Raw genomic sequence first — 26597 nt, 5'->3', positions numbered from 1 at the left:
TGCGCCAGGACGCCGAGACCGCGCTGCACCCCTCCTGCACCGCGGCGATGGGCACCGGCGAGATGACGGTGACCGACCCGCTGTCGATGAAGGTGCACGGCACCGAGGGCCTGCGGGTCTGCGACGCCAGCGTCTTCCCCTACGTCACCAACGGCAACATCTACGCCCCCGTGATGATGGTCGCCGAGAAGGCGGCCGACCTGATCCTCGGCAACACCCCGCTGCCGGCCGCCGACGTGCCGTACTACCGGCACCGCGACCACTCGCCCCTCTACCCGGCCGGCCACCCCCGCAACCTCATCACGAAGCAGTGACGTCGCCGATGTACCGCCTCGTCCGATTCCCTGCGTCTCATCACGCTGACCGTCAACTGCGTCAGCAACGCGCATCAACTAGTTCCGAGGAGTTCTCATCGTGAGTCGTTTCCAGGCCGAGCGGCACGTGTTGCCCGAGCCCGACCAGGCCCAGGTAGTTACCACCGCTCTCGGCATCGAAGACCAGACCGCTGCCTTCGAACCGGTTCGCCCGATCTCCCCTCCACCGAAAGCACCGAACGTCGTGGTCGTCGTCATGGACGACCTGGGCTACGGGACCTCCAGCGCCTTCGGCGGCGCGTGCAGGATGCCGACGGCCGAGGCGCTCGCCAGCGGTGGGCTCCGGTACTCCCGGTTCCACGTGACCGCGTTGTGCTCGCCGACCCGCCAGGCCCTGATGACCGGCCGCAACCACCACTCGGTGGGGATGGGCGGCACCACCGAGATGGCCACTTCTGCCCCGGGCTACAACGGCTTCCGCCCCCGGTCGGCCGCCACCCTGGCGCAGATCCTGCAGGGCAACGGATACAGCACCGCCGCGTTCGGCAAGTGGCACCAGACACCTCCTCGCGAGATCAGTCCGGTGGGACCCTTTGACCGGTGGCCCACGGGCGAGGGCTTCGACACCTTCTACGGGTTCATGGGCGCGGAGATGAACCACTGGTACCCGCTGCTGTACGAGGGCACCACGCCGGTGGAACCGACCCGGCGCCCGGAGGACGGCTATCACCTCTCGGAGGACCTGGCGGATCGGGCGATCGAGTGGGTGCAGACCCAGCGCACGCTGACACCCGACCGCCCGTTCTTCACCTACCTCGCGTTCGGCGCCTCACATGCGCCACTCCACGTCGCGCCGGAGTGGCAGGAGAAGTACCGGGGCCGGTTCGACCATGGCTGGGACGAGCAGCGTGAGCGCACCCTCGCCGAGCAGAAGCGGCTCGGGGTGGTACCGCAAGACGCCGAGCTGGCGCCCTGGACCGACACCGTGCCGCACTGGGACCAGCTGTCGGACACGCAGCGCCAGCTGGCCAGTCGGTTCATGGAGACCTTCGCCGGCTTCACCGAGCACGCGGACCACCAGGTTGGACGCTTCGTCACGGCACTCGAGGAGCTCGGGGAGCTGGACAACACCCTGTTCATCTATCTGCTCGGTGACAACGGCGCCTCGGGCGAGGGCGGCATCGAGGGGACCACAGTCGAGCACCGGCTGGGCCACGGCATCGTCGACGACCCGGAGTCCATGCTCGAGGACCTGGACCGGATCGGCGGCCCGGAGACCTATCCGATCGCGCCGGTGGGTTGGGCACTCGCGATGAACACACCGTTCCAGTGGACGAAGCAGGTCGCCTCCCACTTCGGCGGCACCCGCGACGGACTCATCGTGCACTGGCCAGCCGCCGTCGCCGACCGGGGCGCAGTCCGGCACCAGTTCCATCACGTCATCGACATCCTGCCCACGGTGCTGGACTGCGCCGGCATCCCGCAGCCCACCTCAGTAGCCGGGGTAGCCCAGAAGCCGATCGAGGGCTCGAGCATGCGCTACACCTTCGACGACGCCGGCGCCGCTGACCGGCGCCGTACGCAGTACTTCGAGATGTGCGGTAACCGCGGCATCTACCATGAGGGCTGGATGGCGGTGACCCGGCACGGCATTCCTTGGGAGATGATCCCCGAGGGTGGGCGGAGCTTCAGGGACGACGTCTGGGAGCTCTACCACGTCGACACGGACTTCTCGCAGGCGAACGATCTGGCAGCCGAGCACCCGGATCGGCTCCGGGAACTGCAGGACCTGTTCCTGATCGAGGCAGCCAAGTACCAGGTGTTCCCGCTCGACCCGCGCGTCACCGAGCGCGAGAACCCCACCTTGGCCGGCCGCATCGATCTCCTCGGCGATCGCCAGTCGGTGACCTACCGCGGTGGCATGCGGCGCTTCACCGAGGAGACCACGCCCAACGTCAAGAACCGTTCGCACAGCATCACTGCCGATGTCGAGATCCCCCAGACCGGTGCCGCAGGCGTGATCGTGGCGCAGGGCGGACGCTTCGGCGGCTGGTCGCTGTACTGCGCTGATGGCCGGATCCGCTACGACTACAACTACTTCGACCTGACCCACTACATCGTTGGTGCCGACGAGGTGCTCACGCCGGGGCGGCACGAGGTACGCATGGAGTTCGACTACGACGGCGACGGCCACGGCCTGGGCGGCAACGTCTTCCTGGTCGTCGACGGAGCGAAGGTGGCTGCGGGACGGGTGGAGAAGACCATCCCGTACTACTTCTCCTTCGACGAGACCCTCGATGTCGGCGTCGACCTCGGTACCCCTGTGTCTGAGGACTACCCCGCCGTCGACAACGCCTTCTCGGGGACGGTGCACACGGTGCGGATAGACCTCGACGGCCCGACTCCACGCAGCGGGGACGAGAACGAAGCACAGCGCCGCCAGCGGATCTACGTTTCCCACTGAGGATCGGAGGGCCAAGGATGGGTTCCCCCTGTTGCGCGCCGGGCGGCGCGCACGCTAGCTCGGTGATCGCGCCCACGGCTACTCTCCCCACGATCCATCCGTTGGCGGGGCGGGGCAACGCCCCGCCAACGGATGCCCTGGTCATGCTCGAAGGAGGTTCCTTCCGGATGGGGTCCGAGGACTCGGACGCCAACCACGGGGACGGCGAGGGCCCCGAGCGCACGGTGACCCTGTCGTCGTTCTGGATCAGCCGGCACACGGTCACCAACGCCGAGTTTGGCGATTTCGTCCGGGACACGGGGTACCGGACGGGTGCGGAGCGCTTCGGCTGGTCCTACGTCTTCGCCTCGTTCCTGCCCTCCCACCTGCGCCGCGGGGCCCAGCGGCCGGCGGCCGTGCCGTGGTGGTGCCGGGTCGACGGCGCCTTCTGGGCAGCACCGGAAGGACCAGGAAGCGACGTGGATGACCGGCTAGACCACCCGGTCGTCCACGTCGACCACAACGACGCCTTGGCGTACTGCGCGTGGGCCGGGCTGCGACTTCCGACCGAGGCTGAGTGGGAGTACGCCGCCAGAGGAGGGCTCGAGGGCAAGCAGTACGCCTGGGGTGACGAGCTCACACCCGACGGGCGACACCGGTGCAACATCTGGCAGGGCTCGTTCCCCACCCGCAACACCGCCGAGGATGGATACCGGGGGACGGCGCCCGTCGAGAGCTATGAACCCAATGGATTCGGCCTCTATGGCGTGGCCGGCAATGTGTGGGAGTGGTGCGCCGATTGGTGGACCACGAACCACGCCCCCAACGGAACGCGTGATCCCCGCGGACCGAAGGACGGTGAGCTGCGCGTCATGCGCGGCGGTTCGTATCTCTGCCACGCGTCCTACTGCAACCGGTACCGCGTGGCCGCGCGGACCAACAACGACCCCAGTTCGTGCAGCGGAAACATCGGCTTCCGCTGTGCGAAAGACGCGTGAGGAGCGCACATGACCGATACGCCCCGTGCGGGCTTCAGAGTTCGTCGGTTCCTGCTCGGTGGGGGCGATGAGCCGGACCCGCGCTTCACGCTGGCCAACGAACGCACCTTCCTGGCCTGGATCCGTACGGCGCTGGCTGTCATCGCGACCGCGGTCGCCGCTGACACCGTGATGGTCTCAGTCTGGCCAACACCCTTGCGCCAGGCCATCGTTGTTCTTCTGCTGCTGGGGGGCACCGCCCTCAGCGTGGGTGCCGGGTTCCGATGGCTCGGAGTGGAGCGGGCACTGCGGCATGGCGCGCCATTGCCGCTCTCATCGCTCGCTCCGATACTTGTGCTCGTCGTCCTGTTCGGGGCCGCGGGCGCGTTGGGGTTCATGGTGTGGCCCGGCCTCTAGACCGCACAGCCGCGCCCGAGCGCGATCTGGGACTTCAGCCCGAGCGGACAAGTCTCGCGTGGGCACGCACCATTCTCGGCTACCTCGTGGTCGCCACGATCAGCCTCAAGACCGCCAACCACAGCGGACTCCTTGGAGTTGCTTCGGCGGTTGCCTACCTGGGCATCGCAGTCGTTGTTGCGTTCCGACGGAGACCGCACCATGTACGCAGTCTTGAGGGGATCCGGACAGGGCAGGTACGTCCCCCCGTCATCGACGTGTTGGTGCTGAGCCTGGTGACAAGCGCCCTCAGCTGCCACTGGCTATGGCTCGTCGTCCTGTGACTCTCGGCACTGGTGTCTGATCGGTGACATCCGACAACGGAGCCACCACCCCTGAGCAGCAAGGGTTCGACAACATCGACAAGGCCGAAGGGCTCAAGGCCGCTCTCTCGACTGGCGCGACTCGCGCTACCAGCTCTGACTAGGCTCACCACCGCCGCGAGATCTCCCGAAAGGCACACGATCACGGACGTCTCAGCGCACCTTGCAATCGAGGCCAGCGGCTGGCTAGCGGCTGTGCTGGTCGTTCTGGCCTACGGGCTGACAACGCTCGGCCGGATAGCCGCGCGCTCGAGAACGGCTTACGCCCTCAACATCACCGGTGGTTTGGGGCTGATGATCAACGCAGCAGCCAACAGCGCATGGCCCTCGGCGGCACTGAATCTGGTTTGGTTGGGGATCGCGGCGGCTGGCTGGTTGAGGGTCTTCCCACGGTCGGCCCGCCGCCGCCCCTGCAATCCCCCACGGCGCCGTGAGCGGCCGGTCACAGTCGACGAGACTGTCGACGCCTCCGCCTGACGACGGAGCATCCCGAGTCGAAGACCCGCACCCGCGCCGCCAGCTTGGCCGAAGCGTCGACCACCATCTCACCTTCGGCGAGGAGCCGCTGCGCCAACGGTCGACCCACACCCTGAGCGCCTTCGATCGCCCACCGGTGCCCCGCGCACTGCTGGCGTACATACCCGAGCGTCGCCTTGTAGTCCCGGGTGGCCGTCCTGAATCGGCCGGTGCACAGCACCTTCTCCTGCTCGTCGATGACCTCGACGGTCACCGACCGCTTGTGGGGGTCCACCCCACGATCACGCCACTCATGCTGCCGTTCTCCTCACCCTCGAGCGATAAGTGTCGGCGAGGGCGAGCAGAGCTTCTTCCGCCGGGCAATCCCGTCTTGGGCCACGACCTCACCAGCGGTGCTCGGGGGGCCGCAGTCCGATAAGAGAGCCCCAACCGAAGCTTGGACAGCCGCGAATGAGAGCGTCCCACCGACCACCTCGACAACACCCTGGCCGGGCTGCTGCCGTGGGAGACGTCTCACCGGCACACGACGCGGAGCCATGCGTGACGCCGTCAAGCTGGCTTGACGGGATAGCCGCTGGTTATCGCTACCCGGTTCAGCGTGTTGATTGCGATGATCACCCACGTGACAGCAGCCACCTGGTCAGCCGTGAGGGCAGCGACGCCCGTGGGGTAGTGGTCAGAACGGTCGGCGGTGGCGATATCGGTGACGAGCTCGGCCAGCTCCAGGGCGCCGCGCTCTACAGGGTCGAAGTAGGCGGTTTCGCGCCAGGCCGGGAGCACCGCCAGCCGCTCGGTCTTCTCGCCCTTGGCCATGGCGTCTCGGGTGTGTTGGCGCAGGCAGAAAGCGCAGCCGTTGAGCTGGGAGACCCTGAGCTTGACTAGCTCGATGAGTAGGCCCGAGGCCGACGTCGATCGCTGCCGCGTCGGCGGCCTGGCTCATGCCGAGCGCCGCCTTGTAGAGCTCGGGTTCTGCCTCGCCGAGGTTGGTTCTGGTAGTCATGTCGATTTCCTTCGCTCGGAATGATTGACCTCAGCCGTGACTGCTGGAGGTGATACCGAGGTTCCACCGCACGCACCGCAGACCGAGACGAAACGGGACGAAGTCGGCCCACTCGTCCCATCGGGCAGCCACTGTGGCGTCGGCGCGAAGGGCTACTCCACCTCGTGCGGCAGGCGCAGACCACTGGCGGCGAAATGGGTCAGCGCGTCGACGAAACGTCGGTCGAACGGCTGTTGGGTTACGAGCAACCGGTGGTGGATGGCGCCGTCTAGGGCGTCGACCACGACTCCCACGTCGAGGTCGGAACGCAGCTGACCTCGCTGCTGCCCACGCAGGATGATCTCGACGAAGGCGCGCCGGCGTCCGCGCACGAGGGTCGACCGGAACAGGTGGGCGAACTCCTCGTCCACGATGGCGTCGCCGATAGGCCCTGAGACAGTCGAGGCTGCACCTCCGAAGTCGAGGCAGAACGACAGCTTCGCCAGATAGGTCCGCAGGTCGGCCAGGGCGTCACCTGAGTCCGAGACGTCCGTGAGCAGGTCCGTCTTGTGGGGGAACGCCTCTAGGACCACCTACGAGCAACGAGGTTGGTTTCAGAACCCGTTGTTCTCGAAGTGCGGTGGATTCTCGGAACCGGGGTGGGTGCGGGTCGATCAGCGCTGATCGAAGGTCAGCAGCACCAACCGTCGCCGACCCTGCTCGTCTTGGCGCCGGCCGCCTCGGCCGGGGCCACGGTGCCTACGGTGTCCATCAGGGCGACGGCGAAAAGCGGCGATGAGCTTCTTGGTGTGGAGCATGTCGGTCTCCTCCGGTGGAACTGTCAAGGAATTCCCAAGAAACCCATCCGAATGTGACTTGTTCTGTAAAGTTCAGGTCAAGAACGCTGGCAACCTCACCTTCGCGCCACGGAGCGCTAGGACCTGCCGATCTCGGGACGGGAGGTCTTCGCGATCCTTGCGCGTGAAAATTCGGGATTCGGTGACAGACCGCTTGGTGGCCGTGCAGAATTGACATCGCCCCGCAGGTGACCCGAGACATCTGCGGGGCTTTTGCATGCAACTCTCTCGGGGAGCGCCGGCCGCCCTTCGCTGCAGCGGACGTGAACGGCCGGACCGACGAGCCGCAGTAGGAGATTGGCGGGTCTTCACCAGCCAGAACACCAGGCCGACCGTGGATGAACCACCATCTCCGACACCTCCTGCAGGTCACCCGAACGTGTGAGTGCCAGACCGCCTTCGCGAGGTGCATGCTTTGTCCGTGACCGAAATCGCAGAGAGTAGGCGGGACGCGCTGGCCGAGCAGCTCTTCGGCTCTGCGATCGGCGCTCTGGAGATCCTGCACGTGTACATAGGGCGAAAGCTCGGCCTCTACGTCGTACTCTCCGGTTCTGGGCCCGTGACCGCCGAGGTGTTCGCGGATCTCGCCGGAATCGATGCACGCTACGCCAGGGAGTGGCTCGAGCAGCAGGCCGCCTGCGGCGTGCTCGACGTGGCAGAGGAGACCGGGGACCCGGCGACCCGGAGCTTCCTGATGCCACCGGGCGTCGCCGAAGTCGTCTGCGAGCCGGACAGCCTCGCGCTGGTATCACCGCTCGCGCCCATGATCGTCGGCATCAGCCAGGCAATGCCCGCCGTCCTCGAAGCGTTCCGCAGCGGAGCCGGCGTGCCGTACCAGGACTACGGCCCCGACATCCGCGAAGGCATCGCCGACATCAACAGGCCCGGCTTCGTGACCAGCCTGGCCAGCGAATGGATCCCTGCCTTGCCTGACATCGCGGACCGGCTCCGGCAGCAGGGCGCACGGGTCGCCGACCTCGGCTGCGGCGAAGGCGTGTCCACGATCGCGATCGCTCGCGGGTTCCCCGCCGCAACCGTGGACGGCCTTGACCTCGATGCCGCATCCGTGGACGCGGCGACCACCGCCGCGGCCCAGGCCGGCCTGACGGGTCGGGTCACCTTCGCATGTCGCGACGCCGCGGATCCCGCGCTCGCCCGGAGGTACGACCTCGTCACACTCTTCGAGACCCTGCACGACATGGCCCATCCGGTCGCAGCCCTTGCGGCCGCCAAGCAGCTACTGGCTCCCGGCGGCGCGGTCCTCATCGGCGACGAGAGGGTCGCAGAGACGTTCACCGCACCCGCGGACGAGCTCGACCGGTTCAACTACGGCTGGAGTGCGGTGCACTGCCTCGCGGCCGCGATGACCGAGCCCGACTCCGCCGCGACCGGCACCGTCATCAGGGAAGGCACCGTCCGCGACTACGCCACCCAGGCCGGCTTCTCGCGGTGCACGGTGCTACCGATCGAGCACGACTTCTGGCGGTTCTACCGGCTCGACCCCTGACTCGAGCCGCCCGGCAACGACCTCGCCGCTTCGCCACGGATCGATGCGGTCGGCGACCAGTCATCGTGGGCACACCAGGACACCTCCAGCGGGGTGTCCCGGTAGAACTCGGGCAACCAGACGGTGGCGATGGGGGCGTGACGTCGAGACCTCGGAGGATCACTTCGACCATCCCTGGGGTGACCTAGGGATAACCCGGTCCGAGGTGGGCGCCTGGTCCGACGGAGACTCCGCTAGCCCTGGCGTCGGCGCTGGAGAGCGAGGCCGTCGGGCCGGCGACGGGGCGGGGGAGGGGCGCGGTATGCCGTCCGAGGGCCAAGTCTGGCTCCAGCCAGGCCGCCGAGATCCTCGGGGTCATCCCGACCACCGTGCAGCGCCTCGCCGGAGACGTCCTCCAGGTGCACTACGGCGCCCAGTTGTGGGTCACCGAAGCCTCGGTCCAATGCCTGGGTGAGCAACGCCGGCAGGGGATGTCCTGGCAGGAGGCCGCCTACTTGATTGGCTGCAGCCGCCCCGCGATCGCGAAGCTGATCGAGCAGGGGCGGCTCCGTCAGCGCCGGGTGAACCGCGCCGCCTCGCTCTCCCGAGCCTCGCTGGAGACCGCCGGACGTTCGATCAGCTCGGATGTTCATGGTCAGCGGGCGGCGAGCCACTGCTGAGCGAGGAGCAGCGCCTCGAGGCGATGCATCTTGGCGAGCAGCGCGGCCGCTGCCGCCCGGTGCCCAAGCACGGTGGGCGGCGTGGCTGACCAGTACGGCGTCCGTGATGCCTCGTCGGCCGCGAGTACCTCTTCGTCTCGGGCAAGGAGGAGCAGCTCGTGGCAGATGGCGGCGGTGACCTCGGCTGACCCGGCGGGGCTCTGGCTCGTGTTCATCTCGATCTCCCGGTGACTGGGTTGAGTTGATGCTGATGCCATTCACCGTGTCAGGGCAGGAACGACCCCGCGATCCGCAGAGCGCCACGAGTATCCGGATCGCGCAATGGCCGCCTCCGGTGGCTCCATGGGCTCGTCGGGCGGTGGGACGCCGGGTCGCGACTGTGAAGATCGCTGAGGGCGGCGCTACCAGCGTTCGAGACGGTGCCGCCGGTTGTCACGCTCCCGGCCAACCGTGCCCAGCCACGGCTCCTGGTCGCGGCGCTCGAGATCCTTGACTGCCCCCAGGCGCTACACAAGGGTCTACGGGCTCCCGCTGCTGGTGGGGGACAGCAGGGGAGAATGGAGAGCGCGCCAGCGCGCGACGATGGTCGAAACAGGGGTCATCTTGGCGCCCGCACCGCGGCCTGCGTCTTGACAGTCATGAGCGGCGAAAAGACGCGGGTCGCACCCCTGCAGGCGTCGACGACTGGTCGCCGGGGCAGGGTAGGTGAGGTGATGCGTCCTCCGCCTCTGGCGTGAGGCGCCGGCGCTATCCTCCCGCGTCAGAACACCTAGCTGCCCGGCCAGTGCCCCTGAAGCCCGACGAGTGGGCGAGGGCGTTGCGTCCCGGTGGTGGGCGGCTGTACCAATTGCCGACCGTGAGACCCACTGGCCCACGCGAGCCGAATTTCGCGCTTGGTCCTGGCCTGGCGGCAGGCGAGGATCCCGCACGCGACGATCCTGACCCTGGCCAAGGCGTGACCCCGAGCGTAGGTCCCGACCGGCGAGACCACACGCGCCGACCAGCGGCGACGTTCCCCATTGCACCGGATCTCTCTGCCGAACTCACCCTGGATCTTCAACCGCCCTGCCCGCTGGAAGAGGGTGCCGTTCAATGCAGCGAACTCACCGTGCTTGCACGAGTAGGTGCCGTTGAGTCGCGCGGCGCCGCCGCGGAAGGCCACCCCACGCTGTGCCATCGTCACGTGCACGCGCGGCGGGGGCGGTGACTTCTCCAACGACAAGACCAGCCGACCGCCGCTCACGCCAGTGTCGGAGACCACCATGATGCTGTAGGTCCTTCCAGCTCGCGCGCGCAGCCCAACAATGCCGGGCCCGCACGCCACGAGAGAGTCAACGGTCGGGGTCCCCGCGAATATCAGAACTCCGCCGCTGTAGTCAGAGGCAGTCACATCCAGCACGACCATGCGATCCCGGTCGGGCGAGTATGTGTACCAGACGGAGGCAGTCGTTTCGGGCGCTCCGCAACTCGCGTTCAGGGCCTCGTCCTGGGGGGTCGTGGTGGCCTCGCTCGTGTCCTGCACAACCCGGTCGCCCAGCTGCAGGACGAGGGCACCTGCGAGTTCGTCGTTCGCCGGTGGCGCGCCACTGGCGGGCGCCGCAGCGAGTGGTAGTAGCCCCACGGCCATCACCGCTGTCACCAACTGTCGTCGCGTGGTCATGTGCCGCTCCCTGCGTCTTCGCTACCGCCCACTCAAGCTATGGCCGGATGTGCCCCAGCCGCGCGACGGACGGCCTTTGTCGCCCAACTTCGGTACCTGCATGACCGCATTGGAGGTGAACACAGCCGTTCGTCTGGGTGCGCCGACCTGGATCGCCATCGGGGCGCATCGACCAGGTTGCACATGAGTCCCCCGGGTTTGACCTCCACTCGTATCACTTCCCGTTGAACCGCGAGCCAGGCGCGGCGCTATCGGCCACTTCGGGCCACTGATCGCATCGTCGCCCGATTTGTATGCATGGCACTCGTGGCTAGCGCGAGCGCTGCCTGAGACGTTCGGTGTTGAGTCGCCGAGACCAGTCCATCTCTCGACTGCGCACGCCTGCGGATGTCAGGGCCGTACTGCGCGCCATGGCGGACATGCTCGTTCGATCACATGCGGTGACCGGCAGTCTGGGTCAACCCGATCGGTCTACAGGGCTGCACCGACACAATGCGGCAAAGTCGATGGGGACGAGAGCAGCGGGGATAGACGCCACGGAACGACGCACCTCCGATAACGCCCGGATCGCGCCATTTTCGGACGCTCTGCCAAGCCTCGAACGGCGGTGCCTACGTTGCCCTCCAATTGGGACAGGGGTCGTGGGCGACCGTGGGTAGGAGCCGCTCGCGGCTATCGGCGAAGGTGAAGCTGTACCGCACGGAGTACGTCGGTCCCAGTTCCCGCTGAAGTTCGCGGCTCAGCAGCATCCCGCTCATCGAAGTCCGACATGTCGATGTCGCGCTCACCACCGTCGTAGCGGCAGTACTGCTGCGCCCAGGCGATGAGTCAGGTGCGCAGACTCTCCGAGATGAGCAGAACTTGCTCTAGACCCTCCGATTCAACGCTGTCCGGGAGTGGCTGCCTTGGGTCGCCCCAGAGCGCGAAATCGCAGCCAATCTCGGCAAACATCCTGATGCGGTAGGGCCTCACGTCGTCACTGTCCTGGACCTGGCGCCGGGTCTTGCCGGGAAGTCGGACGCGGGGCCACCATGGTGGGCGGCAGGCTCTCGCACGGGCGGAGGCTCCTCCGGAGGCGCTGATGGCAGATCCGATGCTGTTGGGTCCAGCCGCGTTGTTCGTGGCCTCGACCGCGTACACCACGGCCGTGGCCGCCACCGAACCCAATTTGCCTGGGGAGCCGTTCGGCTTGCGCGTCCCCGGCCGGGTCCGCACCCACCTCGCGCTCGGTCTGGGCTCCGCCATCTCGGCACCATGGCCAATGCCCGCAATCGCGATGTGGGCGGCGGTGCGAGGGAACCCCGGGTCCGACTGGGCGGCCCGCACCACGACGATCGTGGGGATCGGCATGCTGGCCGGCATTCTCTCCGAGCCAGCGACGTGGGGGCGCCGTCCCGTCCCTCCGATGCAACGCGTTAACGTCCCGCTCGGCCTGGCCATCGGCGCCGCCATGGTGTCAGCCGGCACCCACCGCCTCAGGCAGCAGGCAGCCGCACTCCCGGTCTAGTCGCCGGACCCTGAACTCTCGTGTGTGCCCGGAACCGTTCGCGTCGTTCTCCGAGCGCCGCACGTCCACTCTTCGGCAGGACCGAGCGGAAACGCGGCATGAGCGAGCACTTCGAACGTTGAACCGAGCGCTCCAGCGGGATGTGCGTGATGCTCCCGCTTCTGGGCCGATGACCGACCCGAAGCAGGAATTGAGGGATCGCGAGTAGCGTCTTTCTGGGCGGTTCGCCGCGTATCCAACCCGTGATCTGCAAGGGCCGCGGACGCTGCTCCCCCGAGGATATGAAGCTTTCGCCCGAGTCGGGGCCGCGTCGCTCGTTGGCGATGCGGCTTTGCGTTGGTCAGGCTCCAGCCCGGGGGATGTCCCTGCGTTCAAGATCCGCAATCGCTCGCACGGACGGCCACCTGGGGAGGGGGTCGTCGGGAGCGATCAACTCGTCGGACGTTCTTCGGCAACGGGTTGAGCGCTGTGCTCGGCGCGCTGGTCGCGGGCATTCCGGATGGCCGGAGTCGATGCCGTCTGCGGTGGGTTCGCTCGCGAGTGGACCCGGCGGCGTTGCCAAGTCGCGCCGGCCATGACGTGGTCGACCGCGGCCATCAGGCCACGGTGGTCGCTGATGACCAGCTGCACACCGGAGAGGCCGCGCTCGCGTACCCCGCGGAGGAACTGGTCCAGAACGCTTTGGACTCGCTGTCACCGACCTGTAGCCCAGCACCACACGGCGTCCGTAGGCGGAGACACCGATCGCGATCACGACCGCCTGCGACACCACGCGGCCGTTGAGGCGGGCCTTGCAGTAGGTCGCGTCGAGGAACACGTAGGGGAACGCGCAGTGGGGCAACGGGCGGGTGTCGTAGGCGGCGACCTGCTCATCGAGGCCGGCGCAGATCCGGGAGACCTCGGACTTTGGAGATCCCGGTGTCCACACCGAGCGCGGTGACCAGCAGGTGGTCTCCGACCAGGGTGTCTTCCTGCCACTGCGCGGTTCCAGGCTGAATCCAGCCGCGCCCAGCTCCAGTAGGACTGGTGATCGCCGGAGCGGATTCGCTTCGCTCTGGTCAGCTGGAATTGGGAGGGGGAGGCCCGGCGCGGCCTGGCCCGGCTGGACCTAATCCCGAGCTGCGTCCGGACCGGTGACGATCCGGACCGTGCTGGACCGGCTCGAGCGCGCGGCGACCCGTCCCGGACCGTGCTCGTGATGGAGCAAACCCGCCCGAGATCACCTGAGACGCGTCAGCGGGCCTGCTGCTCGGCGACCCAGCTGGCGACCTGGGCCCGGGAAGTCATGCCGAGCTTGGCGAGGATGTGGTCGACGTGGGTCTCGGCCGTGCGCTGGGAGATGACGAGCCGAGCGGCGATCTCTCGGTTGGTCAGGCCTTCGGCGAGGAGCCCGGCGACCTCCCGCTCGCGCGGGGTCAGCCCGCCGGGGGCCTCGGGCCCCGGGCCTCGGGCCGGGGTGGTGGCCGCTGCCTCGGATCCAGGGGCGTCGCCGTCGTCGCCCAGGGCAAGCGCCACGGCTTGGTCGAAGGAGTACGACGCACCCTCCGCGAATGCCTCTTCGAACCGGGTGGACTCGAACTTGGCGGAGCCGAGGGCTGCCCGCAGGGCGTCCTCGGACCGCCTGTCGAACACGCTGTACGCGGTCGTCTCGTCGACCTTCGTCCCGCTCGTCCGCCAGACGGCCTGGGACGCGCCGAGCAGCCGGGCCGCCCGCTCGTCGGGGGACGCGAAGGCAGCACACCAGGAGAGCGCCTGGACGCCGAAGCTGATGCCGGTCAGGTCCTTCATCGGTTGGAACAACCGGACCGACTTCCGCAGCGACCGCGTCGCCTCGTCGAAGTGCCCGGCCCGCCACTGTGCGATGCCGACGGCCCAGAGCGCGTAGGCCGTCGACGACTGCGCGCCGTGCTGCTCAGCCAGCGCCAGCGCATCCCGGCTGAACTCGTCGGCCCGGGGATCGTCGAGGAAGAAGGTGCCAGCAGTGAGCAGGATCAACGTGTCGAACTCGCCCAGCGGGTCCCCGACCGCCCGGAACTCCCGGCGGGCCTGATCCAGCAGCTCGATGGCGTCCGGTAGGTCGCCCCGGTAGAGCGTGGCCTGTCCCCGGCACTCCTTGATTCGTGCGTGCAGCAGGTCGTCGTCGAGCCTCGCGGCGATCTCCTCACACTCGGCCAGCATCGTGACGTTCCGATCGAAGTCGGTCGCGAACATGGCCAGATAGCTGGCGGCCCACAGGCCGTATGCGCGGCTGCTGGTCTGCTCGGTGGCCAGATCGAGGGCGCGGGTCAGGTAGCGATACCCCTCCCGGAGGTACCCGGCGAACCAGAAGTTCCACAGCGGCGCGGCGATGTCCAAGGCCGCGGCCGCCTCGCTTCGGTGCGCGAGGCAGAACTCCAGGGCCGCCCGGACGTTGCTGGACTCACGGCGGAGCCGGATGAACCAGTCCGCCTGGCGGGGGCCGAAGCCCTCGGCGGCGAAACGCTGCGCCACCGAGCGGTAGTGGTCACGGTGCCGGACCTGCAAACCCCGTCCCTGGCCCTCGCCGAGTCGTTGGGCGCCGTACTGGCGGATGATCTCGAGCATCTCGTACCAGGCGGTGCTGTGCTCGGTGGCCCGGTGGCGCACGACGATCGACTTGTTCACCAGGCTCGCAATCAGGTTCAGGACCTCGGAGTGAGAGATCCCGTCGCCGCTGCAGACGTCCTCGGCGGCCTCGAGGTCGAAACCGCCGGAGAAGACCGAGAGGCGTGCCCACATCAGCTGTTCCTCGGCCGAGCACAGGTCGTAGCTCCACCCCACGGTCGCGTCCAGCGCCTGCTGTCGTGCGGGCGCGGTGGGTCGGTCGATCGTAAGCAAGCGGAACCGGTCCTTGAGTCGGTCCAGGATCTGGGTGGGAGAGAGGATCCGCAGCCACACCGCGGCCAGCTCGATCGCCAGCGGGATCCCGTCTACCCGGCGGCACAGCTCGATCACCGCGGCCCGGTTGGCCTCGGTGATAGCGAAATCGGGCGCGACCGCAGCGGCCCGGTCCAGGAACAAGCGCACCGACTCATAGTGGGTGGCGTCCCCGGCCAGTACCTCGGTGTCGGGTACCGACAGGGGCGGCACCTGGAGGATCTGCTCTCCCTCGATGCCGAGCACGTGCCGGCTGGTCGCCAGGATCCGCAGGTCCGGGGCCGCAGCCAGCAGTTTGCTGGCGAGCACCGCGCAGGCGTCGGTGAGATGCTCGCAGTTGTCCAGCACCACCAGCAGCCGCTTCTGCTCCAGGTAGGCGGCCAGGTCCGTAGCGGGGTCGGGCGAGACCTGCCGCAGCTCCAGGGTGTTGGCCACCGTGTGCGGCAGCAGCTGCGGGTCCTGGAGCGCGGCAAGCTCGACGAACCACACCCCGTCGGGGAACGTGCGCCGCACCTCCGCGGCCACCCGCAGCGCCAGCCGGGTCTTGCCCACGCCGCCCGGCCCGGTCAGGGTCAGCATCCGGCTGCTCCCGAACAGCCGCCGGGCCTCACTCAACTCCCGGCGCCGGCCCACGAAGGTGGTCAACTCGGCGGGCAGGGCGCCCCGACCAGCCGCCGTAGACGTTGTCCTCATACCCGACTCCTGCCGTCCTCCCCCCGAGACAGCCATCGGGTCGATGCTATCGGAGCCCTGGGCCTTCGGACCTGGCACGTCGGATCCCGCGGTCGATAGTGACCGAGTGGGTGACTCTGCGACGCGGCGACTACGAGAACCCCAGGGTGGAGAAGGCTCACGAGGCTCGGTCAGGTGCCCTGGGTTGTCTGGCGCCGCACTTCGGCCTGCCGCGCATCCTGGGAGATCAGACGTCACTGTTGTGAACAGCTCCAAGCGTGACCCGAGGAGGTCGGAGCCTTCACGACAGACTGGATCGAGGACACCGGAGGTCCTTCAGCCCTCAATCTGTGCGAGCGACTTGCGCAGGTGGACCAGGCGACCAAAGGGGAGTGGCTCCATTCCGCTGATCACATATCCGTGCCGCTCATACCAGGTGATGTTCGTGGTCATCCGTTCGTGGGTGAACAGCCGCGCAGTCCGCAGGCCGCGCCGAACGGCCGTGGCTTCGGCGAATGTGATGAGCTGACGGCCGAGGCCCCGGCCCTGATGGTCGGGGGCTACCGCGACATTCTCGATGAGAAGCGCGTCGTCCACCGTCGCCAGTACGATCAGACCCGCCACCTCGTCGGCAACCGCAACGTGCACCTTGCCGTCTGCGATCAGGGCCGCGAAGTCTTCGTCCATGGGTCCGGGGCGACCGCCGACGATGTCGACCCACGGTTCATAGGCACTGAAGACGACCTGTTCGACTGCGGCCAGGTCGCGAGCGGTGGCTCGCCGGATCTGGTACGTCATGGGTGTGTCTCCTCTCGGTCTCGGTGAGACGGCGGCGAGCGAGCAGAAGGACCGCGCAATCGGCTCGTCATCCTGCCCCCTGCAGCACTCACAGGCGACAATCCTCAGCCGTTGCCCTCCCCGGTACGAGAGATGGGGGACTCCCGGAAACATGAGTGATCAGGTACAGTTTCGCCCCCGAGGGGAGTACTCCCTAGGTTCTGGTCGGTCAGTTCGACGTTCGCGTCCGGGCCAGGCGTCGGCGGCAGCCGGCGGAGGAGACCTCAGACGTAGACCATCGACCGTCTGAGGAGCACCCCGTGCCGTTCGCGCTCGCTGCCACCAGCGCCACCACCGTCGAATCCATCGCCACGCCGTCGCTGTGGGCGATCACGATCGCAGCCGTGATCGGGTTGCTGGCACTTGACTTCGTGATCACTCGCCGGCCACACGACGTCTCGCCCAGGGAGGCGATCGGCTGGTCGGCCTTCTACATCGCGCTGCCGCTGCTGTTCGCCGTGTGGGTGTGGCAGCAGCACGGCTCCGACCGCGGCGTGGAGTACCTGACCGGCTACCTCGTCGAGAAGTCGCTGAGTGTCGACAACCTGTTCGTGTTCACGATCCTGCTCGCCTCGTTCGGCGTACCTCGCCCGCTGCAGCAGCGGGCACTGCTCTACGGCATCGTCGGCGCGCTCGTCCTCCGTGGCGTCTTCATCGCGGTCGGCGCCGCGGCGATCGCCCGGTTCGACGTCGCGTTCCTCTTCTCCGGCCTCGTGCTGCTCCTGACCGGAGTGAAGATCTTGAAGGACGCGCGTGCCGGCAAGGCTCACACGGTCGAGGTCGACTCCCTGCGCAGCGTCCGCCTCGTGCGGCGCCTCGTGCCTGTCACCAAGGAGTACGACGGACCGCGCCTCCTCGGTCGCGGGTCGACGGGCGGTCACGCCGTTCGCCGTCGTCGTGGTGGCGATGGTGGCCTCCGACGTGGTGTTCGCGGTGGACTCGGTTCCGGCCGTCTACGGCATCACCAGCGACCCCTACCTGGTCTTCGTCACCAACGCCTTCGCCCTGCTGGGTCTGCGTGCGCTCTACTTCGTTCTCGAGGGAGCCCTGGCGGCGCTGGTTCACCTGGGTTACGGGTTGGCCGCCATCCTCGGCTTCATCGGCGCCAAGCTCGTGCTGCACTGGGCACACGTGCGGTGGGAGTCGGTCCCCGAGGTCCCCACGTTGCTGTCGCTCGGCGTCATCGTGGGTGTGCTCGCCGTGACCACCGTGACCAGCCTGATCTCGAACCGACGATCGGCCCGGTCGGCCCCGTCCGGCGACGCGCCCGGCCCCGATGTCCCCGCGTCACGGCCTGTGCCCTCAGTCCCAGGCCAGCTCGGCGTACCAGGCGGCGACCTGGCTGCGAGTCGTGAAGCCGGTCTTGGCGAGGATGTTCTGGACGTGCGTCTCCGCGGTCCGGGTCGAGATCACCAGCTTGTCGGCGATCTCCCTGTTGGTGAGTCCGTGGGCCACCAGGCCGGCGATCTCATGCTCCCGCGGGGTCAGACCGAAGGCCTGACCTCCGCGCGCCTGTGGCACCGTGGGCGTCGTTCGCTCGCCGAGGGCGTTGCCGATGGCGTCCTCGAGCGGGTCGTTCTTCCCGTGCCGGAACTCCGCGTCGAAGGCCGCCTCGCCGAGCATCTCTCGACACTCGGCCATCCGCTCGTCCAGCAGCGACTCCCAGGGTGCGGTGTGAACGACGGAGCCACCCGCATCCCTCCAGTACTGGTCTGCGGCGCCGAGCAGGTAGGCCGCACGGCGGTCGTCGCGCCCGACCTCGAGGGCGCCGATCAGGTTGATGGCGTCCGCGCAGGCGAGCAGGTCGGGGACGACGCGCGATGCGCGTAGCGCGTCCGCGGCGGCGGACGCCGTGCCGTCGAGGTCCCCGTGCATCCAGCCGACCAGCGCCCGCCGAAGCTGCACCACGCCGCGCCACCAGTGCTCTCCGGACCGTCGGCAGGTCGCCACGCATTCGTCGAACCAGGGTTGCGCCGCTGCTGGCTCACCCGCAAGCCCGAGCGCCCAACCGAGACCGAACACCGCGTAGGCGGTCTCGGAGTCTCGTCCGAGATGCCGGGCCAGGTCGACCGACTCCTCCAGCATCGGCATGCCCGTCGGATCACCCTCCTGCAGCTTCAACGTGCCGAGGAGGAGGAGTGCGCGCGGCAGGAGCTCGGGATCGACCTGCCGGGCGAGCTGCTCGCCCTCGTTGGCCTCCTCGACGCGACCCTGGCCGCGAGAGGCCATCATCCACGCGATCGCGAGCAGCGCGCGTGTGCGCTCGCGGGTCGGTGCCGGGTCAGCGGCGAGCAGACGGGAGAGCCACGTATGGCCCTCCCTCATCGCCGCGACGCGCCAGAAGAAGCCCAGGCTGCCGGCGAGCCGCAGTCCACGGCGGGCATGCTCGGGGTGCTCTGCGGCGAAGGAGAGGGCGGCCCGGATGTTGGGCAGCTCGGCGCGCAGTCGCTCGAGCCATTGCCGCTGCCGAGGTCCGAACCAGTCCCGGTCGAGCTCCTCCGCGAGCCTCAGATACCAGTCCAGGTGCCGAGAACGGAGCTCGAATTCGGACAGCGCGTGACCGTCGGAGTCGTCCGCCTCGTGCAGCGCGTGGACGCCATACTCCCGGATGGTCTCCAGAAACCGGAACCGTACGCCCTCGGTGTGGGTCTCGGAGACCAGGACCGACTTGGCAACCAGGTCGGCGACGGCTTCGACGACGTCCGGCTCCTCGAGGCCATCTCCGGCGCACACAGCAACTGCCGCCGCGAGGTCGAAGTCACCGGCGAACACCGACAGTCGGTTCCACATCTGCCGCTCGGCGGGGCTGCACAGGTCGTAGCTCCATTCCACGGTCGCCCGCAGGGAGCGTTGCCGGGGGTGTGCGGCGCCGCCGCGGCCGGACAACAGCCGGAACCGGTCGTCCAGGCGCCTGAGTATCTGCACGGGAGACAGCAGCCGGACGTAACCGGCCGCGAGCTCGATGGCGAGCGGCATGCCGTCCAGTCGGCGGCAGAGCTCCATGACGGCGTCGGCGTTCTCGGTGGAGAGCGTGAACCCGTTCACCACTGCCGCGGCGCGTTCGGTGAAGAGAGACACGGAGGGGTACGCGGACGCGCCGGCCGCGGGGTCCCCCGGTGCCGGAACCGGCAGGGGATCCAGTCGATAGACCTGCTCGCCGGGGACTCCCATGACCTCTCGGCTGGTTGCCAGGATGCGGACAGCGGGAGCGTGTCGAAGCAGAGTGGCCGTGAGCGGTGCACACGCGGTCATCACCTGTTCGCAGTTGTCGATCACGAGCAGCAGGTCGCGCTCCGCCAGGAAGGTCGTCAGTGCCTCCACCGGGTCTCGGACCGACCGGTCCGGCCCCCGGAGGGTTCCCGCGATCGTCTCTGGGACCAGGGACGGGTCGGAGACCGACGCCAGCTCCACCAGCCACACGCCGTCTGGGAACGAGCGGCGCACCTCCGACGCCACCCGCAGCGCCAGCCGCGACTTCCCGATGCCACCGGCGCCGGTCAGCGTGACCAGCCGCGACTGCGTGAGCAGGTGCCGAACGTCGAGGAGCTCTTGCCGACGACCCACGAACGTGCTCAGCTCGGCGGGGAGGTTCCCGGCCTCGTTCCTGGTGGCCACTTCCCCACGCTACTCGCGGGTCCCGCGGACCTGGGTGGGGCTCCATCTGGCGGTTCGCCGCGTCGTCGTTTCGGCCCTCACTGTCTCGGCTGAGCACGTCGACCATGAGCTTGTCCTGGGCCAGGTTGCCCAGCGACCTCGTACGGAACGTGGTCAGTGCCTGTCGAGTCCCGCCCCGTCGCGTGAAGCGGCGGAATTTCGCCATTTTTGGGGGGCTTCGCACAGCCGTATCGAGGTGTAGACCTGATAGCAGCCGTTGGGAGCGGCGTACGTCGGTGGGGGCTCGGGTCGCCACCTGACTCCTAGGGAGGGACTCGTCATGACTCGTGCCTCAACTCGCTCCTTGCGGCGCTGGGTCGCCGTCGGGCTCGTGAGCATCCTTGCGGCAACGCTGGCGGCGTGCACCGGTCGCGGCGGGGGACAGCTGGCCCCGGACGGCGTGTTCACCGGCGCCGCCTCGTTCGGCTTCACCTTCAGTTGTGAGCGTTCGTCCGCGAGCGTCCAGACCGAACCTCCGACCGGTCGGCTGCGCATCCAGCTTTCGTACTCCGACCACGGCACGAACCCGCTGGGCTCCGGGTTCTCCGTCCATGGGACGGTCGACACCCTCCCCCCGGTGCTCGAGTCGATGCTGTGCATCGGTCAGGAGCCCCCGCCGGGCGGGAACGAGCTGATCTTCCTGGGGCGTTATCGCACGACGACGTCCGTCCCGACTGGATTCGCGCAGGGGTGCGTCAGCGCCACGCCTCTGTGTCGATTCGAAGTCATCGTCAGGGACAACGACCGCAACCGCGCCCCCTCGAGCGGCGACTTCTTCTCGATCAAGCTGTCCAGCGGGACCGTCCTCGAGTCGGAGCTCGCTCCGGCAGCGGTGTTCTATGCCCGGGCCGGAGTGCTGCGCAGCGGCAACCTGACCATCGACTGACACTTCACCACCGGTCCACCGGTCCACCGGTCCACCGGACCGCCGAGAGGAGACAGAACGATGAATCTGGTGCATCGCCCCGAGCCGGGTGGGCATGGGCGTCTCGCCCGCCGCGCCTTCCTCGCTGGCGTGGCGGGCGTCTCAGCTGGGGCGATCGTCGGTCGGGCACGGACAGTCGCCCGCGCCGCAGTCAGCGCCGCACCCGGCGCCGAGGTCATTCACGGAGCCGAACTGCGCGGCATGTACCTCACCAGCAATAACCGGTTGGCGGAGGGCCGGTTCGGCACGATGTTCAAGAAGCTTCCACCGTTCGCGCCACGCGACGACCTGCTGGAGGGCCTCGCCAGAACGATGGTCGAGGACCAGACGGTCCCCGACGACAGCCTGCTCAACACCAGCCCACGGCTCTTCGCGGGATTCACATTCATCGGGCAGTTCATCGACCACGACATCACCTTCGACAACACGCCGCTCACGCAGCAGCAGGCGGACCCCTACGCGACGACCAACTTCCGGACCCCGCGCTACGACCTCGACTCGGTGTACGGGCGGGGGCCGGTGACCGAGCCGCAGTTCTACGACCCGGCCGACCCGGACAAGCTGCTCGTGACGCCCAACATCCACGGTGTCCAGGACATGCCGCGCGACGGCAACGGCCGCGCGATCATCCCGGAAGCACGTAACGACGAGAACCTGATCCTCGTCCAACTCCACCAGGCAATCGCCCAGTTCCACAACCAGATCGTCGACCACGCCCGGGCCCAGGGCATCCGTCGCGAATGGGTGTTCGAGACCGCACGCAGGCTGACCCGATGGCACTACCAGTGGGCGGTGACCCACGACTTCCTCCCACGCTTCGTCGGCGACGGGCTCATCGGTCCGAGCGGCACGGTGTACAAGGAAATCGCTGGCAAGCCACCGGTGATCACCCTGAACTACTACCGGCCCACCAACAAGGACGGCCGGCCGTTCATGCCCGTCGAGTTCGCCGTCGCGGCCTACCGGTTCGGCCACAGCCTCATCCGGCCCTTCTACGTCATCAACCAGTCGACGCTGGACCGCGGCGGCGTCCCGGCCTTCGGCCCGGACGGAGGCTTCAACCTCAATGGTGGTCGCCCCATCCCGCCCGATCTGGTCATCGAGTGGAGGAACATCCTTCCCGTCGACCAGAGTTTCCCAGCGCGAAAACCCCGCAAGATCGACACCAAGCTCTCGCTCCCGCTCACCACGCTCCCCGGCTCCGTCGTCCCGCCTCCGGACCCGACGATCCACCTCGCCGTTCGCAATTCGCTCCGCGGCAAGAGCGTCGGGCTCGCGTCCGGTCAGCAGGTCGCCCGGGCGATGCGAGCACCGGTTCTCACCAACGCAGCCCTCGGCCTCAGCAACGATCCGGGATGGGCCGGCGAGGCGCCCCTCTGGTACTACATCCTCAAGGAGGCCGAGCTGCCGCCGAACAACGCCGAGCGGCTGGGTGCGGTGGGCGGCAGGATCGTCGCCGAGGTACTCGTCGGTCTCCTCCAGCGGGACCCGAACTCCTACCTGTACCTCGACCCGGCCTGGAAGCCGACGCCGCCGATCGCACCCGCCACCGGACAGTTCACCTTCGTCGATCTCTTGAGATTCGCGGGCGCGGCCTGACGTCGCCGACTCACACAAGCCGGTGGGGGCGACTGGGCAACTGCTGTACGACCTCGGCAATGCCGACTGGCAAGTGCGTGGAGTACTCGGATACCGACGCATGCGTCCGGCATCTGCGCAGGTTCAGGCCGTCACTCCGAGCGCCCGGTGGCCTATCGCTCGATGCTCTGGTGGTTGCTGGTGCCATGCGAGGGCTGGGGTGCGTCGTCGCTCTCGAATTCTGCGGCGACGGACACGGTCAGTCCGCCCAGCAGGAATCCGACAACGCCGGCGGCGAGGGTGCTGGTGTTCATGGTCATGCTCCAAGGGTCTGGGTGGGATGGCGAACTGGTCAGCCGTGATGGTGCGGGTGGCCATGCCCGGCACCGGACTCGCGGCCTTCTTCGTGATGCCCGGCGTTCGGCTGGTGCTGGTGCTGCTCGTGTGCGAGCCCGTCGGTGTGGTCGTGGGCGGCCACGTGAGAGGTCTCGGTGTCGTGGTGCGTGTGTGTGCTGTGTGTGTCGCCGTGCATGAACTGGTGGGTCAGGGCGTGGCCCTTGCCCTTGTCGATGAGGTAACGGTTGACGGGGAACGCGGCGATGAAGGCGGCGGCGAGGGCGATCATCATGCCGAGCCAGAACATGGGGTTGACCAGGCCGGCGTCCATGGCGCCAGGGATGGCAGCCATGACCGCGTTGTCCACGATCTCCATCACGGCGATGGAGAGGGTGTCGGCGGCGAAGACGACGCTGAGGGCGGGGAAGAAGCCCAGTCCTGCCTGGATCAGCGGCAGGGTGGAGAGCGCGTAGCCGAAAAGGAAGGCCAGTCCCACTGCAAGGGCGATGGTGACGGCATTGCTGAGTCCGAGAGCGGTTCCGATCATCAGGCCGGCGATTTCGCCGATGGCGCAGCCGGTGAGGCAGTGGAGGGTGGCGTTAGCGGCAATGCTGTTGCGGGAGTTCATCGGCGGTCCTCTCATAGATACCCCCTGACCGTATCCACCGGTCTGGGGCGGATCAACCAGTTTCTGGGCCGAGGGGCGGGCTCGTGGCGTGGTCGGTCAACGGCTTGAACCGGCGCAGCCGGAGGCTGTTGGTCACCACGAACACGAGGAGATGGCTCAGGGGGTGAGGGCGCTGATGCGAGCCCTCGACCATCTGGGTGAGACGCCGCGGGCTTCCAGGAGGTAGTCCGCGCTCTCGGGAGTCGTCCAGCCGAACGCCTCGCGCAGCCCGACGAGGATGACGCGGAGGTACGCCGCGGAGGGCGGGGCTGGCTCGAGAGGGCGTTGAGAGGTCAGGCAGAACATGGGCTGACTGTCGCGGTGACCCAGGTGCACCAGCGCCTCGTACACACTCGAAGGCGTGGGCCATGAGCGGCCGGCGTGCTGGATGGGCGCGAGATCGTGGCCGACCGGTTGCCGCGCTTCTTGCGAGACGAGGTCGCTGAGCTGGCCGAAGGTGATCAGGTAACCGCGAGCGAGGATCTTGCCCTCGGCCGACGCGTCGTAGAACGCCATCGCGCCGCCCCACACGCGCGAGCGGCCTGCGAAGACCAGGCGTCCCGGAAGCGCGAGTGCGACGTCACGCGTGGGGGGCGAGGGATCCCGGCCGCCCTCGTACGTGCGTCGTGCCCCGGGCGGCCGGCCACCTTGCAGGTAGCAGCGCAGTCGGCCTGCGCTCAGGTTGGACGCGTAGGCGACGTACCAGACGAGATCGTCGCGTGCCGGGGTGCCGTTCACTCCACACGGGTCCTTGCTCGAGCGCGCGGTCCGCCTGTCCTCGAGAGCCGCGCCTACAAGCGTCGGAATGGTCTCCGTTTCATCGGCCACCGTCATCGCCTCTCCATCCATGATGACCCTCCCCGATTCCGGGGAGCAATGGCGACTATGAGCCCATCCACGCTCAGGAGGGGCCATCGTTGCATCTGGGCTGGCCCCGTCGACTCGTTCGGTCCGGACGCGTGGACCCGCGAGCCCGTCAGTGACAACTTGAGCGGTAGAACACCCAAGGAGGGTGGATCCCATGCTTCGATCACGTATCCACATCCTGGCCCTCGTCGGCATCCTGGTCGGAGCGCTGCTGGGCCTCCCATCGGCCGCGGCCGGACAGGCTGATGACGCGACCACAAACCTGGCTGCCAGGGTTGTGCAGGGACGCCAGGTATTCGTGCTGATCAGCACCGACCCGAGCGACGCGGGCGCTGGTCGCATCGTTGCGTTCGGCCCGATCCACGCGATCGGTCACGACACGGTGCTCGGTCCCCGACGGGACCGGTTCGAGTTCCCGGACGGCAACCTGATCATCCGGCACCGGCCGGTGCGCACGCCGGTCGAGCGGTTCGACCCCGTCACCTGCTACTTCAAGTTCGTCGAGGTCGGCCGGTGGCGGGTGACCCGAGGAACAGGTGACTACGTCGACGCGGCGGGACGAGGCCGGTATCGCGTGGTCGGCGAGGGCATCGGCCGGAAGGACGCGCAGGGCCAGTGCAGCGAGAACCGGCGGCCGCTGGAGTTCTACGTCAAGGTCCGAGCGGTCGGCAGGCTGCGCTACTGAGTCGACCTGGAGCCACGGAGGCACCAGACACGAGACACCAGACGCCGAGCGGCGGGGTAGCGCCGGCTCACCCCGCCCTTACGTCAGGCTTTTCAGGACTCGATCGCAGAACGCGTCGAGGTCGGACGGTTTCCGTGAGGTGATGAGCGGGCCATCGACGACCACTTCCTCGTCCACCCATGTCGCGCCGGCGTTGATCAGGTCGGTCCGGATCGAGGGGTACGACGTCACCGTGCGGCCGCGGACGACGTCAGCCTCGGCAAGTACCCAGCCGGCGTGGCAGATGGCGGCCACCGGCTTGTTCGCCAGGGCGGTCTCCTTGACCAAGGCGACGAGTTTCGCGTCGGTGCGAATCTTGTCAGGGGAGTAGCCGCCGGGCACGACCACGGCATCGAACCGGGTGGCGTCCGCGGCCTCGGGCCCCGCCTCGACGTCGAAGGTGTCGCCTTGCTTGCCGCGAACCTTCTTGCCCTGTTGGAGGCCGAGCACGACCACTTCATGTCCGGCCTCACGCAGCCGGTCATAGGGCACGCGGAACTCGGAGTCTTCGTACACGTCATCCAGGAGAAAGGCGATACGAGCCATGCCTCCTGCATACCAGCCGATGCACCGATGAGCCATGGCCCAGCCGCAGGAATCGCTGGTGTCCGGCGGCACCGGCCAGGCGAGTCGGCGGAGCCTTGCGGGACTCCACGTGGAGGGAGCATCGTGAAAGGTCCCCAACCGGGACCGACACAGGGAGGAACCCACCATGACGATCGGGCACACCGAGGCGACGGACCACGAGCACCTACCCGGGGACGGCTGCGAGACCGTCGAGCACGAAGACCACCTCGATCATGTGCACGGCGACGAGCGTCATCCAGAGGAGACGATCCACGCCGACCACGAGGGCACCCACTCGACTGGTGATGGCTGCGAGACCGTGCAGCACGGTGATCACGTCGACCATCTTCACGATGGTCACCGGCACCACCAGCACGGAGACCACGTCCACGAACACTGACCCACCCCGGAGGTTCGGCGCCGCCGCGGCGGACTGCTGCTCCGGCTTCCGGAACGGGAAGCATCTGCCTGAGCATTGGACGAGGCGCCCAGGAACACTCGAGCTGCGTGAGCGAATGCTCCGGGGCGCCTCGTGGGAACAGGTGTAACGGACCCTCGCCCAAAGTGCAACGATGCTTGAAGATGGGAACACTTGGGCGCCCAGCGCCAGGAACATGCTCGGGGGCGGGGAGGGCCTCGGCCCGGGTGCCGTGGCGGCGACATCGCGGGGTGATCCGTTAGGCCTCGGAACAGGTTGGGTACTCGTGCTGTGTGAG

General features: G+C 68.1%; 24 protein-coding genes and 3 pseudogenes. 14 read left to right on the top strand and 13 right to left on the bottom strand.

Going from position 1 to position 26597, the window contains the following annotated elements; translation table 11 throughout:
• The 6 genes from DDE18_RS21875 to DDE18_RS24315 all read left to right on the top strand — a co-directional run.
• Positions 1-314 (top strand): GMC oxidoreductase (locus DDE18_RS21875; RefSeq protein ID WP_245916934.1); only part of this gene is annotated, 314 nt, incomplete at its 5' end.
• 100 nt (positions 315-414) lie between these two features.
• Complete coding sequence (locus DDE18_RS21870; protein ID WP_116574549.1) at positions 415-2778, top strand: arylsulfatase; 2364 nt, start codon at positions 415-417, stop codon at positions 2776-2778.
• A gap of 17 nt (positions 2779-2795) precedes the next feature.
• Positions 2796-3755, top strand: coding sequence for a formylglycine-generating enzyme family protein (locus DDE18_RS21865; RefSeq protein WP_116574548.1), 960 nt, complete (start codon positions 2796-2798; stop codon positions 3753-3755).
• 9 nt (positions 3756-3764) lie between these two features.
• Positions 3765-4151: a YidH family protein gene (locus tag DDE18_RS21860; RefSeq protein ID WP_116574547.1), complete on the top strand. Its 387-nt coding sequence runs from the start codon at positions 3765-3767 to the stop codon at positions 4149-4151.
• Positions 4136-4474, top strand: coding sequence for a DUF202 domain-containing protein (locus DDE18_RS24320; RefSeq protein WP_165821319.1), 339 nt, complete (start codon positions 4136-4138; stop codon positions 4472-4474). Before DDE18_RS21860 ends, DDE18_RS24320 begins: the two co-directional genes overlap by 16 nt.
• Positions 4475-4525: 51 nt before the next feature.
• The gene (locus DDE18_RS24315; RefSeq protein ID WP_425437591.1) at positions 4526-4990 is read left to right on the top strand and encodes a CBU_0592 family membrane protein; all 465 of its coding nucleotides are present in this window, start codon (positions 4526-4528) and stop codon (positions 4988-4990) included.
• Here DDE18_RS24315 and DDE18_RS21850 read toward each other — a convergent pair.
• The 3 genes from DDE18_RS21850 to DDE18_RS21840 form a co-directional block, all read right to left on the bottom strand.
• The gene (locus tag DDE18_RS21850; protein ID WP_116574545.1) at positions 4956-5264 is read right to left on the bottom strand and encodes a hypothetical protein; all 309 of its coding nucleotides are present in this window, start codon (positions 5262-5264) and stop codon (positions 4956-4958) included. The genes DDE18_RS24315 and DDE18_RS21850 overlap by 35 nt on opposite strands.
• Positions 5265-5539: 275 nt before the next feature.
• Positions 5540-5827, bottom strand: a complete 288-nt coding sequence (locus DDE18_RS21845) for a carboxymuconolactone decarboxylase family protein (protein ID WP_245916936.1) — start codon at positions 5825-5827, stop codon at positions 5540-5542.
• A 315-nt stretch (positions 5828-6142) separates the two neighbouring features.
• Positions 6143-6562, bottom strand: a complete 420-nt coding sequence (locus tag DDE18_RS21840) for a TetR-like C-terminal domain-containing protein (RefSeq protein ID WP_116574544.1) — start codon at positions 6560-6562, stop codon at positions 6143-6145.
• Between the two features lie 685 nt (positions 6563-7247).
• Between DDE18_RS21840 and DDE18_RS21835 the strand changes: the two genes are divergently transcribed.
• Positions 7248-8333 (top strand): class I SAM-dependent methyltransferase, encoded by a 1086-nt coding sequence (locus tag DDE18_RS21835; RefSeq protein WP_211754699.1) that lies wholly within the window; start codon positions 7248-7250, stop codon positions 8331-8333.
• Between the two features lie 368 nt (positions 8334-8701).
• Complete coding sequence (locus DDE18_RS21830) at positions 8702-8992, top strand: MerR family transcriptional regulator (protein ID WP_116574543.1); 291 nt, start codon at positions 8702-8704, stop codon at positions 8990-8992.
• Here the strand turns inward: DDE18_RS21830 and DDE18_RS21825 are convergent.
• Positions 8968-9207, bottom strand: coding sequence for a hypothetical protein (locus DDE18_RS21825; protein ID WP_116574542.1), 240 nt, complete (start codon positions 9205-9207; stop codon positions 8968-8970). The genes DDE18_RS21830 and DDE18_RS21825 overlap by 25 nt on opposite strands.
• A 2706-nt stretch (positions 9208-11913) precedes the next feature.
• Here DDE18_RS21825 and DDE18_RS23205 point away from each other — a divergent pair.
• Positions 11914-12159 carry a hypothetical protein gene (locus DDE18_RS23205; protein ID WP_165821318.1) on the top strand — a complete coding sequence of 82 codons (246 nt, stop codon included), beginning with the start codon at positions 11914-11916 and terminating at the stop codon, positions 12157-12159.
• 528 nt (positions 12160-12687) lie between these two features.
• Here DDE18_RS23205 and DDE18_RS21810 read toward each other — a convergent pair.
• The 3 genes and pseudogenes from DDE18_RS21810 to DDE18_RS21800 form a co-directional block, all read right to left on the bottom strand.
• Positions 12688-13103 (bottom strand): annotated as a pseudogene (locus DDE18_RS21810) (transposase); the annotation flags it as partial.
• Between the two features lie 289 nt (positions 13104-13392).
• A complete protein-coding gene (locus DDE18_RS21805) occupies positions 13393-15747 on the bottom strand; it encodes an ATP-binding protein (RefSeq protein ID WP_116574539.1) in 2355 nt (784 codons plus the stop codon).
• Between the two features lie 315 nt (positions 15748-16062).
• A complete protein-coding gene (locus DDE18_RS21800; protein WP_165821317.1) occupies positions 16063-16524 on the bottom strand; it encodes a GNAT family N-acetyltransferase in 462 nt (153 codons plus the stop codon).
• Positions 16525-16823: 299 nt separating this feature from the next.
• Here DDE18_RS21800 and DDE18_RS24190 point away from each other — a divergent pair.
• Positions 16824-17270 (top strand): annotated as a pseudogene (locus DDE18_RS24190) (TerC family protein); the annotation flags it as partial.
• Positions 17271-17469: 199 nt separating this feature from the next.
• Positions 17470-17625, top strand: a pseudogene (locus DDE18_RS24125) (TerC family protein); the annotation flags it as partial.
• A gap of 240 nt (positions 17626-17865) precedes the next feature.
• Here DDE18_RS24125 and DDE18_RS23880 read toward each other — a convergent pair.
• A complete protein-coding gene (locus DDE18_RS23880) occupies positions 17866-20178 on the bottom strand; it encodes an ATP-binding protein (protein ID WP_116574537.1) in 2313 nt (770 codons plus the stop codon).
• A gap of 319 nt (positions 20179-20497) precedes the next feature.
• Between DDE18_RS23880 and DDE18_RS21785 the strand changes: the two genes are divergently transcribed.
• Together DDE18_RS21785 and DDE18_RS21780 are read left to right on the top strand one after the other, a co-directional pair.
• Positions 20498-21103 carry a hypothetical protein gene (locus DDE18_RS21785; RefSeq protein WP_133241310.1) on the top strand — a complete coding sequence of 202 codons (606 nt, stop codon included), beginning with the start codon at positions 20498-20500 and terminating at the stop codon, positions 21101-21103.
• Positions 21104-21163: 60 nt separating this feature from the next.
• Positions 21164-22741, top strand: coding sequence for a peroxidase family protein (locus tag DDE18_RS21780; RefSeq protein ID WP_133241309.1), 1578 nt, complete (start codon positions 21164-21166; stop codon positions 22739-22741).
• A gap of 152 nt (positions 22742-22893) precedes the next feature.
• Here the strand turns inward: DDE18_RS21780 and DDE18_RS23200 are convergent, their stop codons facing one another.
• From DDE18_RS23200 to DDE18_RS21770, 3 genes are all read right to left on the bottom strand, one after another.
• A complete protein-coding gene (locus tag DDE18_RS23200) occupies positions 22894-23040 on the bottom strand; it encodes a hypothetical protein (RefSeq protein ID WP_165821316.1) in 147 nt (48 codons plus the stop codon).
• A 32-nt stretch (positions 23041-23072) separates the two neighbouring features.
• A complete protein-coding gene (locus DDE18_RS21775) occupies positions 23073-23684 on the bottom strand; it encodes a DUF4396 domain-containing protein (RefSeq protein ID WP_170313304.1) in 612 nt (203 codons plus the stop codon).
• A gap of 156 nt (positions 23685-23840) precedes the next feature.
• The gene (locus DDE18_RS21770; RefSeq protein WP_211754698.1) at positions 23841-24461 is read right to left on the bottom strand and encodes a histone deacetylase; all 621 of its coding nucleotides are present in this window, start codon (positions 24459-24461) and stop codon (positions 23841-23843) included.
• Positions 24462-24744: 283 nt separating this feature from the next.
• On the opposite strand from DDE18_RS21770, the gene DDE18_RS21765 reads away from it, so the two are divergent.
• Entirely contained in the window at positions 24745-25275 is a 531-nt protein-coding gene (locus DDE18_RS21765) for a hypothetical protein (protein ID WP_116574534.1), read from the top strand.
• Between the two features lie 78 nt (positions 25276-25353).
• Here the strand turns inward: DDE18_RS21765 and DDE18_RS21760 are convergent, their stop codons facing one another.
• Complete coding sequence (locus DDE18_RS21760) at positions 25354-25860, bottom strand: type 1 glutamine amidotransferase domain-containing protein (protein ID WP_116574533.1); 507 nt, start codon at positions 25858-25860, stop codon at positions 25354-25356.
• Between the two features lie 205 nt (positions 25861-26065).
• Positions 26066-26278 carry a hypothetical protein gene (locus DDE18_RS23195; RefSeq protein WP_165821315.1) on the bottom strand — a complete coding sequence of 71 codons (213 nt, stop codon included), beginning with the start codon at positions 26276-26278 and terminating at the stop codon, positions 26066-26068.
• Positions 26279-26597: the final 319 nt, after the last annotated feature.

This window comes from Nocardioides gansuensis (genome assembly GCF_003076135.1).
Lineage (GTDB): Bacteria > Actinomycetota > Actinomycetes > Propionibacteriales > Nocardioidaceae > Nocardioides > Nocardioides gansuensis.
This window is presented reverse-complemented; position numbering and strand designations above follow the sequence as displayed.